The organism is Nocardia neocaledoniensis (assembly GCF_029868625.1).
Classification (GTDB): Bacteria; Actinomycetota; Actinomycetes; order Mycobacteriales; family Mycobacteriaceae; genus Nocardia; species Nocardia neocaledoniensis_A.
This window is the reverse complement of sequence record NZ_JARWOJ010000102.1, coordinates 24054-36379: the sequence shown is the minus strand read 5'-3', so window position 1 is coordinate 36379 and position 12326 is coordinate 24054. Positions and strand designations below refer to the sequence as shown.

The window sequence follows — 12326 nt, the reverse complement described above, 5'->3', positions numbered from 1 at the left end:
GGCTACATCTGCGGCCTCATCGGCACGATCCTGCTGGCCGTGATGGTGCTCTTCGGCCTCGGCGGGCTCATCCTCTTCCTGATCGTGGGGGCGGCCGAGTCTTCGGCCTGACCGGCCCGGGCGTGGTCGCGGTGTTGGGGGCGCCCCGGGGGCGCCGGGCGCGCGGCCGCGGCCGCGCTGACGATGTCGTCGACGGGCAGCGAGGACTCACCGTCCTCCGCGTCGAGCCGGCGGAAGGCGCCGCCGGTGCGCTCCTGGTGCGAGGGGATGCGCAGCACCGGAGTGGCGCCGGTGCGGTCGAGGACCGCCCACAGCATCGGATGCTGGTTCATCACCGCGGTCGCCACCTCGGCGACCGCGTCGTCGGGGCAGTCGGCGGGCACGTCGAGCAGCACGGCGCGCGGTTCGACCGCGCTCTCCCCCGCCTCGATCAGCTGCGCCGCCGTCGCGGTGAGCGGCAGCGCGGCGGGCTGGGCGCCGACGTCGGTGGTGACCTCGGCGCGACCGGCCAGCGCGGCCACGGTGCGGGCGTCGAACAGGTCGCGTGGGCGCAGCACCACCCCGGCCGCCGCCGCGCGGGAGACGACCTGGATGGCGGTGATGCTGTCGCCGCCGAGGGCGAAGAAGTCGTCGTCGAGGCCGACCCGCTCGTGCCCGACGACCTCGCCGATCACCCGGGCGATGACGCGCTCGGCGGTGGTCTGCGGCGCGCGGTACTCCTCGCGCGCGGTGACCGGATCCGGCAGCGCGGCGCGGTCGAGCTTGCCGACCGGGGTCAGCGGCAGCTCGTCGAGGACGACGATCGTCGCGGGCACCATGTAGTCGGGCAGCTTCGTCGCGGCCAGCGCGGTCAGCTCGGCGGGGTCGAGCCGCTCGCCCATGACGTAGGAGACCAGCATGGTCGACCCGGCGCCGTTGTCGCGGCCGAGGGTGGTGACCCAGGAGACGCCGGGCGCGGCGGCCAGCACCGCGTCGATCTCGCCGAGTTCGATCCGCAGGCCGCGGATCTTCACCTGGAAGTCGTTGCGGCCGACGAACTCCAGCACGTCGCCGTGGCGCCGGACCAGGTCACCGGTGCGGTAGAGCCGGGCGCCGTCCCCGCCGAACGGGTCGGCGACGAAGCGGGCGGCCGTGAGGCCGGTGCGCCGGTGGTAGCCGCGGGCCAGCTGGATGCCGCCCAGGTAGAGCTCACCGGTGACGCCCTCGGGAACCGGACGCAACTGCCCGTCCAGCACGAGCGCCGTGGTGCCGCGGATGGGACCGCCCATGTGCGTCGCGTCGCCTGGCCACAGCGGGTCGCTGATGCAGGTCATGACGGTGGTCTCGGTGGGCCCGTAACCGTTGTGGAACGCGCGCTGCGGCAGCGTGTTCCAGCGGGCGACGAGGTCGGCGGGCACGTGCTCGCCACCCACCACCAGCGCGCGCAGGCCCGGCACGCTCGCCGGGTCGAGCGTGGCGAGGACCGAGGGCGTGAGGAAGGCGTGGGTGACCTCCTCGGACCGGATCAGTTCGGCGAGTTCGGCACCGCCGACCGTGCCGGGCGGCGCGACGACCAGCGTGCCGGGGCCACCGAGCGCGAGCAGCAGTTCCAGCATCGACGCGTCGAACGACGGCGAGGCGAAAGCCAATGCGCGACTCGTGGAATCGAGTCCGTACCGCTGCTTCTGCTCGGCGCGGAAATTGCCGAGGCCGGCATGGGTCACGAGCACGCCCTTGGGCAGACCCGTGGACCCGGAGGTGTAGATCATGTACGCGCCGTTGCCGGGACGCGGCACGGCGCGAAGTTCGATCTCGCGCAGCGCGATCGAGGCCTGGCCCGCGATCTCGGCGGTGAACTCCGGCTCGTCGAGGGCGATCCAGCCCTGCTCCGCCAGCGGCGGCAATCCGGCCAGTTCGGCGGTGAGCGTGACACCGATGACCGCGCCCGAATCGGCCACCATGTGGCTGATCCGTTCGGCCGGGTAGCCGGGGTCGATCGGCACGATCACCGCGCCGGTGCGGGCGATGGCCCAGACCGCGAGCACCGATTCGATCGAGCGCCGGATGGCCACGGCCACCGCGACTTCCGGTCCGGCGCCGCATGCGACGAGGCCCCGGGCCAGCTGGTTGGCGGCCGCGTCGAGCGCGAGATAGGTGAAGCCGCGGCCGTCGCCGCGCACGGCCAGACCCGACGGGTTGGCGCGCACCGCCTCGTCCATCAGCTGGCCCAGTGTGCGTTCCGGTTCGGCGGGCGGGCCCGCGAAGGTGGTCTGGGCGCGGAACTCGGCCTCGTCGAGCAGCGGCACCCGGCCGACCGCGCGTTCGGGCTCGGCGACCACTTCGGCGAGCACCCTGGCGAATCGCCTGCCGAAGGCCTGGACCGTCGGCTCGTCGAAAAGATCCGTGGCGTAGGTGAATTCGGCTTGCATGCCGCCGTGGTCGGGCAATTCGCGCACGGTGAGCAGCAGGTCGAACTTGGCCTCGGCGGTGCGGGCGTCCAGCGCGCTCACCGCGATGCCGGGCAGTTCGACGGCGACCGGGGCGAGGTTCTCGAACGACAGCGCCACCTGGAACAGCGGATGTCTGCCCGCCGACCTGGCCGGTTGCACGGCGTCGACGACCCGTTCGAACGGCACGTCGGCATGGGCGAAGGCCCGCAGATCGGTGTCCCTGGTCTGCCGCAGCAGGGCGGTGAACGGCTCGTCGGCGGTGACGCGGCTGCGCAGCACCAGCGTGTTGACGAACATGCCGACGAGGTCGTCGAGTTCACGGGCACCACGACCGGCGATCGGGGTGCCGATCGCCACGTCGTCGGTGCCGCTGGTGCGGGCGAGCAGCAGCGCCAGCGCCGCCTGCACGACCATGAACACGGTGACGCCCTGCGCGCGGGCGAGCGCGGCCAGGTCGGCGTGCAACGCCGCATCGATCTCGACGGTGCTCAGGGCCCCCGCGAACGACTGCACGGGCGGACGCGGCCGATCCGCGGGCAGCGCGATCTCCTCGGGCAGCCCGGCGAGTTCGGCGCTCCAATACGCCAGCTGGGCCGCCGCAGTGGACGCGGGGTCCCGCTCGTCGCCGAGCGATTCCCGTTGCCACACCGCGTAATCCGCGTACTGCAGGGCCAACGGCGTCCACGCGGGCTCGACGCCCTCGGTGCGCGCGGTGTAGGCCAGCACCAGGTCGCGGGTGAGCGGACCCATGGAGAAACCGTCGGCCGCGATGTGGTGGACCACGAACACCAGCACGTGCTCGTCCTCGGCCAGCCGCAGCAGCCGCAACCGCACCGGCGGTGCGGCGGTGACATCGAATCCGACGGCGACGGTGCGGCGCACTTCGTCGGCCAGATCCGCGGGGGCGACGGGGACCGGCGTCACATCGACCCGGATCGCTCCAGGGGCGAGCACCTCCTGCACGGGCCGGAAGGACACCCTGCCGTGCGCACCGCGCGTGTCGATGGGCGGTGGCGGCGCGATGTCGCCGTCGGCCTGTGGGGCCGGGCTCGGCCCTTCGACCACCGGGTAGCGGGTGCGCAGGATCTCGTGCCGGGCGAACAGGTCGGTGACGGCGACGCGCAGGGCGGCGAGGTCGAGGGCGCCGGTGAGGCGCAGGGCCGCGGGGATGTTGTAGACGGTGGCCTCGGGGTCGAGGCGGTTGAGCAGCCACATGCGCTGCTGGGCCAGCGAGAGCGGGAGCCGCTCGGGGCGGGGTCCGGCGACGAGCGGGAGTGTCGCGAGTCCCTCGGACCTGGTGACGCGCACCGCGAGGTCGGTGACGGTCGGCGCCTCGAACAGCAGCCGCACGCCCACCGTGCGGTCGAGCGCCGCGCCGATCCGGGCGGCCGCCCTGGTCGCCAGCAGCGAGTTGCCGCCGAGACCGAAGAAGTCGTCGTCGGCGCCGACGGATTCCACGCCGAGGATCTCGGCGTACACGTCGGCGACGAGCTGTTCGGTGGGCGTCGCAGGCGCGCGGAACGCCGCGGCCTCGAAGACCGGCGCGGGCAGCGCTGCCCGGTCCAGCTTGCCGTTGACCGTGCGCGGCAGATCGTCGAGCACGACGAACGCCTCCGGCACCAGATAGCCGGGGAGCCGATCGCGCAGTGCCGATTTCACCTGTGCCACATCGATATCCGTGCGGCCTCGGGTGGACACGGCGCGGGATTCCCCGGTGTCATCGGCGGCATCGCCACGCGATCCGGTCCCGACGAGATAGGCGACCAGCCGGTCACCGAAGTGCCGATCGTGTCGTGCGAGTACGGCGGCCTTGGCGATTCCCGGCAGACCGAGCAGCGCCGTCTCCACCTCGCCCGGCTCCACCCGGAAGCCACGGATCTTCACCTGGAAGTCGGTGCGGCCCAGATAGATCAGCGCACCATCGGCGGCGCGGGCGACCAGGTCGCCGGTGCGGTACATGCGGGCGCCGGGTTCGAACGGGTCGGCGAGGAAACGTTCGGCGGTCAGCGCCGCCTTGCGCAGGTAGCCGCGCGCCAGCTGGACGCCGCCGAGGTACAGCTCACCCCGGACACCGGGCGGGACGGGGCGGAGCCGCTCGTCGAGCACGTAGACGCGGCAGTTCCATTCGGGCAGGCCGATCGGCACGGTCAGCACGTCGGCTGTGGTCACCCGATGGTCGGTGATCGACACGGCCGCCTCGGTGGGGCCGTACAGGTTGTCGACGCGGGTCTCGGGCAGCGCGGCGAGCAGACGCTGCGCGAGCTGCGCGGGCAGCGCCTCACCGATCGCGAGGATGCGCGCCAGCGGAGACCGCGGCTGCGACTCGCGGGACCGGGGTGCGTGCGGCTGCGGCGACTCGGGTACCGGTCGAGCCGGTGCGGACTGCGCCCGCGGTTCCCAATAGCCGACGAGCGCGTCCAGCAGGGCGGGGACGGCGGTGAGCGTGGTGACGCCCGCGTCGGTGATCAGGGCATCGAGGTAGGCCGGATCGCGGTGGCCGTCGGGGGCGGCGATCACCAGGCGGCCACCACAGGCGGCGGCGGACCAGAACTCCCAGACCGAGAGGTCGAAGGTGGCCGGCGTCTTCAGCAGGAAGGCATCGGTGGGCCCGGTGCCGAATTCACCGTGCAGCCACTGCAATTGGTTGACCACAGCGGCGTGCGGAACGGCGACGCCCTTGGGGCGGCCGGTGGACCCGGAGGTGAAGATGACATACGCCGTGTTCTCCGGACGCAGCGGCGCCCGGCGATCCGCGTCGGTGATCGGCGACGGATCGGCCGAGGCCACCGCCGGATGGTCGACGCGGACCACCGGCGAGACATCCGTGCGGAAACCCTTGCTGAGCACACAGATCGGCGCCGCGGTCCCGAGGATGTAGTCGGTGCGCTCGGCGGGCTGATCGGGGTCGATCGGTACGTACGCGCCACCCGACCTGGTCACCGCGAACATGGCCACGACCAGGTCGATCGAGCGGGGCAGCGCCAGCGCGACCAGGGATTCGGGTCCGACGCCCATCGAGATCAGGTGCCGGGCGAGCCGATTCACCCTGGACTCGAACTCGGCGTAGGTGAGTTCCAGCCTGCCCTCGGGCAGGTCGGCGACCACCGCGATCGCCTCCGGCCGAGCGCGCGCGGGCAGATCGGCCAGGGTGCCGCCGAACGCGGCGAGATCGGCCGCGCCCGCGGTGATCTCGGCGGCGCGTTCCCGGCCGGTACGCAGGTCGACATCGCCGACGACCACACCGGGCTCGGCGACGACCGCGTCGAGCAGCAGCGTCAGCCGGTCGGCGAAGGCCCGCACGGTGGGCTCGTCGAACAGGTCGGTGGCGTAGGTGAAGAAGCCCTCGATGCCGGTGGGCGCGCCGTCGGCGTCGTAGCCGTCGCCGACGATCAGGTGCAGGTCGAACTGCGAGACCGCCAGGTCGGCCGCGACCGGCGCGATCCGCAGACCGGGCAGCTCGAGCGCGGCCCGATCCATGTTCTGGAACGACAGGCCCACCTGGAACAGCGGATGCCGCGCGGTGGAGCGCGGCGGATCGAGCACCTCGACGAGCCGCTCGAACGGCACGTCGGCCGCGGCGAAGGCCGCCAGATCACTCGCCCGCTGCGCGGCGAGGAGTTCGGCGAAGGTCGCGCCGCCGTCGTAACGGGTGCGCAGCACGACGGTGTTGACGAACATGCCGATCAGGTCGTCGAGCTCGCGCTCGCCACGCCCGGCCACCGGGGTACCGACGGTGACATCGGTGGTCGCGGCGAGCCGGGCCAGCAGCACGGCGAAGGCGGTGTGCAGCACCATGAAGACGGTGGCGCCGCTGTCCTGCGCGATCCGGGTGAGCCCGGCGTGGGTGGCGGCGTCGATACTGACCGGCACCCGTCCACCGGCCAGCGAGGCCACCGCGGGGCGCGGCCGGTCGGCGGGCAGTTCCAGCAGGTCGGGCACGCCGGACAGTTCCGCGCGCCAGAACGAGACCTGCTCGGCGGCGACGGAAGCGGGGTCGTCCTCGGAGCCGAGCCGGTCCACCTGCCACAGCGCGTAGTCCGCGTACTGCACGGGCAGCGGCGCCCAGCCCGGGGCCTGGCCCGCCGTGCGCGCCAGGTAGGCGGTGGTCACGTCGCGCACCAGCGGCGCCATCGACGATGCGTCGGCCGCGATGTGGTGCACGACGACGGCGAGGACGTACTCGGCGGGCGCGTCGGGCCCTTCTCCGGTGACGTCGAACAGCCGGACCCGAAGGGGAACCTCGGTGGTCACATCGAAGGCCGTGGCGGCGACGGCGGCGATCCGCTCGACCAGCTCCGCGGCCACCTCTGGCCCGGCCGCCGATGTCCGCGATGCCCGTTCGCCCCCACGGGAATTCGGTGCGATCCGGTGCACGGCGAAGTCGAGCGACACGTCGTCGGCCGCGAGGATCCGCTGGACCGGGCCCGTGGGAGTGTCGGGGTAGATCGTGCGCAGTACCTCGTGCCGGGCGAGGACATCGCGCAGCGCCGCGGTGAGGGCGGGGACGTCGAGGGTGCCGGTGAGGCGCAGGGCGAACGGCAGGTTGTAGGCGGCGGCACCGTCGGTGGCCACGCCCTGGTCGAAGCGGTTGAGGAACCACATGCGCCGCTGGGCGGGCGAGAGCGGCAGCTCGGCGGGGCGCGTCAGCGTGCCGAGTCCGCCGGCAGGCCCCGGCTCGGCGCCCTCCCCCCGGGGGGGGGGGGGGGGGGGGGGGGGGGGGGGGGGGGGGGGGGGGGGGGGGGGGGCCGGCGGCCGCCGGGCGCCGCGCGGCGGGGGCGGGGGCGCGCCCGGGGCCGCGACGGTCGGGCTCTCGAACAGGGTGCGCACCGCCACGCGGGAACCCGTGGCGGAACTGAGGCGGGCCGCCAGCTTGGTGGCGATCAGGGAGTTGCCACCGAGGGCGAAGAAGTCGTCGTCGGCGCCGACATCGGTGCGGCCGAGCACTTCCCCGAACAACGCGGCGACGAGTCGCTCCTGCTCGGTGCCGGGCGCACGGAAGGCGCGGGTGGTGAACCGCGGGGCGGGCAGCGCCTTGCGGTCGAGCTTGCCGCTGGCGTTGAGCGGCAGCGCGTCCAGCACGGTGATCGCGGCCGGAACCATATAGGCGGGCAGGGTTTTCGACGCCACGGCGCGGAGGCGGTCCGGATCCGCGGCCCGTCCCGGTGTCGGCACGACGTAGGCCACCAGCTGGTCCCCGAGCTCGCTCGGCGCCACCAGTGCGACCGCCTGGCTGACGGATTCGTGCCCGAGCAGCGCGGTCTCAATCTCGCCGAGCTCGATGCGCTGACCACGGAACTTCACCTGGAAGTCGATGCGCCCCAGGTAGTCCAGGCGATGCGGCGCGGTCGCGGTCGGCGGGCGCCACACCACGAGGTCACCGGTGCGGTACATCCGCCTGCCCGCGTCGAACGGGTCGGCCACGAAGCGGTCGGCGGTCAGTCCCGGCCGCGCGACATACCCGCGCGCCAGCTGATCGCCCGCGAGATACAGCTCACCCGCGATACCGGGCGGCACCGGCCGCAGTCGCGAATCCAGCACGTAGACACGGGTGTTCCACTCGGGTAGTCCGATGGGCACGGTGCGCTCGCCCGCGCGGGCGGGCCAGTAGGTCACCGAGACCGCGGCCTCGGTCGGCCCGTACAGGTTGTGCAGGCGCGCCGGACACACCGCCGCCATCGCGTCCACCGTCTCGGGCGGCAGCGCCTCGCCGATCACGAACACATCCCGCAGCGAGGCCAGCGCAGCCGCGTCCAGCGAGGCTGCCTGAGCCGCGAACACGGTCAGCATGGATGGCACGAAGTCGGTGACGGTGACGCCGTGCCGTTCGATCAGATCGATCAGGTACGCCGGATCGCGGTGACCGTCCGGCGTCGCGAGCACCAGCGTCGCGCCGACGCGCAGCGGCAGGAAGTAGCCCCACAGCGACACGTCGAAGGTGGTCGCGGTCTTCTGGAGATACACATCGCCGAGGGCCAGCGGGTATTTCGCCAGCATCCACACGAGCTGGTTGTGGATGGCGGCGTGGGAGACGGCCACGCCCTTGGGTTTTCCGGTGGAACCGGAGGTGAAGATGACGTACGCGGGATGGTCGGGGCGCACGGGTGCGCGCAGTTCCGCCGGACGCACCGGATCGACGGGCACGCCACGGGTGTCGAGTTCGCCGAGGAGCAGCAGCGCGGTGCCCGCGGGCACGGCGATCGGCTCGGCGCTGAGAACGGCGGCGGGCCGGGCGGTTTCGAGGATGTGGGCGATGCGTTCGGCCGGATGGTCCGGGTCGAGCGGCACATAGGCCCCGCCCGCGATGAGCACGGCGTACATCGCGATCACCAGTTCCGGCGAGCGCCGGATCGCCAGGCCGACCAGCTCCTCCGGACCGACGCCGGTCCGGATCAGCAGCCGGGCCAGCGCGTTGACCCGCTCGTCGAACTGCCGGTAGCTCAGCTCCGCGCCCTCGTACACCAGCGCGGTGGCGTCCGGATGCGCCTGTACCGCACGGCGATACGCGTCGAGCATGAGCTCGGGCGGCACCGGGTGGCTGGTGTCGTTCCAGGCGACGACGGTCGTCTCGCGCTCGGCCGCGGTGAGCAAGTCGATGTCGGCGACCGCCATTTCGGCGTCGGCGGCCACCGCACCGAGCAGGTGGGTGAAGCGCGCGGCCATCGTCTCGATCGACCCGGCGTCGAACAGATCGGTGGCGTAGGTGAAGGAGGCGCCCATCGGTTCGGTCGGCGCGGCGCCGGGCACGATGGTCAGCTGCAGGTCGAAACGGGCGACGGTGCCGCCGAATTCGACCGGGGTGGCGTCGAGCCCGGGCAGGCGCAGGTTGGGCAGGTCCAGATTCTGGAAGAACAGGGCCACCTGGAACAGCGGGTGGTGCGCCTGCGAACGGACCGGGTCCAGCAGCTCGACGAGCCGCTCGAACGGCAGGTCGGCGTGTCCGAACGCGGCGAGGTCGGTGCGCTTGGTCTCGCGCAGCAGCTCGGCGAAACTCGCCCGCTCGTCGACACGGGTGCGCAGCACGAGCGTGTTGACGAACATGCCGATCAGGTCGTCGAGCTCCCGCGCGCCGCGGCCGGCGACGGGCGTGCCGATAGCGATGTCGTCGGTGTGCGCGAGCCTGCTCAACAGCACCGCGAAGGCTGCGTGCACGACCATGAACTCCGAGGCGCCGCTGCGCTGGGCGAGGTCGGCCAGCGCGGTGTGTACCGGCGCGGGGATCTGGAACGCGAATTCGGCGCCGCGCCCGGTGAACACCGGCGGACGCGGCCGGTCGGTGGGCAGGTCGAGCCGGTCCGGCAGCCCGGCCAGCGCGGTGCGCCAGTGCGCGAGCTGAGCGGAGGCCAGCGAGTTCGGATCGTCCTCGGCGCCGAGCAGCTCGCGATGCCAGAGGGTGTAGTCGGCGTACTGCACCGGCAGCGGGCTCCAGCTGGGCCGCGACCGGTTGCGCCGCGCCAGGTAGGCGCCGAGCAGGTCGCGCAGCAGCGGTGCGATGGACGCGCCGTCGGCGGTGATGTGGTGCAGCGCCACCGCGAGCACGTGGTCGTGCGGGCCCAGCTCGGCCAGCGCCACCCGCAGCGGCACCTCGGCGGCCACATCGAAGCCGGTGGCGGCGAATTCGCCCAGCCACAGCGGCAATTCGTCCTCGCTGAGCGTGTCGACGAGCACATCGGGGACGGCCTCGGCGAGCGGCAGCACCACCTGGTGGCCGACACCGTCGGTCACTGCGGCGGGCTCGGTGGGGTCGGAGGCGGTAGCGGAGCGTGACCACGCGGGCCCCTCGTGCCCGCCGCCATCGAACACCGGGTAGTAGGTGCGCAGGGATTCGTGCCGCTGCACCAGGTCGGTGAGCGCCGCGTGCAGCGCGCGCGGGTCGAACGGTCCGGCAAGCCGCAGCGCGAACGGAATGGTCTCAGCGGTCGAGGCCGGATCGAACTGGTTGAGGAACCACATCCGCTGCTGCGCGGACGAGAGCGGCAGGATTTCGGGCCGCTCGCGCCGCGTGAGCTCGGCGTGCCCGCCCGCGCCCTTGAGCGGCTCGAGCAGTTCCGCCAGCCCGGCCACCGTCGGGCTCTCGAAGAGGTGGCCCGCCGGGACCCGCGCGGACAGTTCGGCGCCGAGGCGGGCCGCGGCCTGGGTCGCCAGCAGCGAGTTGCCGCCGAGGGCGAAGAAGTCGTCGTCGGCGCCGATCGGCCGTTCCGGTGCGAGCAGTTCGGTGAAGACGTGCGCGACCAGTTCCTCCATGGCGCCCGACGGCGCGCGGAATTCCTTGGCGCGCAGGGTCGGCGCGGGCAGGGCGGCGCGGTCGAGCTTACCGACGGGAGTCAGCGGGATCGCGTCGAGCACGGTCAGGGCGGTCGGCACCATGTGCGCGGGCAGCCCGGACCTGGCGTGGGCGAGCAGCTTGTCGGTGTCGACCTCCGAGCCAGGGGCCGCGTGCACGTACGAGGCGAGAATGGTGGTGCCGGTGTCGAGCTGGTGTCCCACGGTGACCGCGAAGTCGACGGTGTCGTGGGCGGAGAGCACCGCGTCGATCTCCCCGAGTTCGATCCGGAACCCGCGCACCTTCACCTGGAAGTCGTTGCGGCCCAAGAATTCCACCGCGCCGTCGGTGCGCCTGCGCACCAGGTCGCCGGTGCGGTACATCCGGCCACCGGCGGGATCGAACGGATCGGTGACGAAGCGGGACGCCGTCAGCGCCGGTCGCCCGTGATAGCCGCGGGCCAGCTCGTTGCCCGCGATGTACAGTTCGCCGATCATCCCGTCCGGCACCCGGACCAGGCGTTCGTCGAGCACGTACTCGGTGACCCCGCGCAGCGGCGGGCCGAAGTTCACGGCCGCGCCCGGCGCCAGCGCGGCGCTGATGTTGGTCATGATGGTGGTCTCGGTCGGCCCGTAGCCGTTGTGGAAACGCCGTGTACCCGAGGGCAATTCGACGGCCCAGCGGCGGATCATCCCGGGCGGGACGTCCTCGCCGCCACTGGCGACCACGACCAGGTCGTCCAGGCCGGCCGGGTCGAGCGAGGCGAGCGCGGCGGCCGTGATGAACATGTGCGTCACCGACTCGCGGCGCAGCACCTCGGCGAGCTCGGCCCCGCCGAGGATCCCGGCGGGCGCGACCACCATGGTCGCCGCGGCGCCGACCGCCATCAGCAGTTCGAGCACGGCGCCGTCGAAGGAGGGCGAGGCGAAGTGCAGGGTCCGCGAGGTGGGCTCGACGGCGTAGAGCGCGCGCTGTTCGGCGCAGAAGCCGGCCAGGCCGGCGTGGGTCACCACCACGCCCTTGGGCAGGCCGGTGGAGCCCGAGGTGTAGGTGATGTAGGCCGGGTGGGTCAGCCGCAGCGGGCGCACCCGGTCGGCGAAGGTCACCGGGTCGCCCGGCTGCTCCTCGGCGGCGCGGCGCACGGCCGGATCGTCGAGGCACAGCCAGTCGACGGTGCCGGGCAGCCGGTCCAGCGCGGTACCGACAGCCAGCCCGAGGACCGCACCGGAGTCGGCGAGCATGTGGGTCACGCGGGCGGGCGGATAGTTCGGGTCGACCGGCAGGAACGCCGCGCCCGCCTTGGTGACCGCCCACATGGCCAGCACCGAGGCGGCCGAGCGCGGGATGCCGATGGCGACGATGTCCTCGGGTCCGACCCCGCGCGCGATCAGCAGGCGAGCCAGCCGGTTGGCGCGTTCGTCGAGCTCGGCGTAGGTCAGGCGCACCGGCGCCGCCACGCCGTCGTCCCAGGTCAGCGCGAGGCCGCCCGGATTCGACTCCACGGCTACGGACAGCAACTGCGGCAGCGTCTTGCCGCGCTGCCTACCCCTGGCACCCGATGCCCTGCCGGCCCGGGTCACGCCAGGTCCCTCCGCTCGACGGAGCCGACCAGCCGTTGCCCAGTCATGCGCACCTGC

The 12326-nt window shown here is 73.1% G+C and carries 1 pseudogene; it reads right to left on the bottom strand.

Annotated elements, in window-relative coordinates:
- Positions 1–2: 2 nt before the first annotated feature.
- Positions 3–12254, bottom strand: a pseudogene (locus QH270_RS07100) (amino acid adenylation domain-containing protein); the annotation flags it as partial.
- Between the last annotated feature and the right edge of the window lie 72 nt (positions 12255–12326).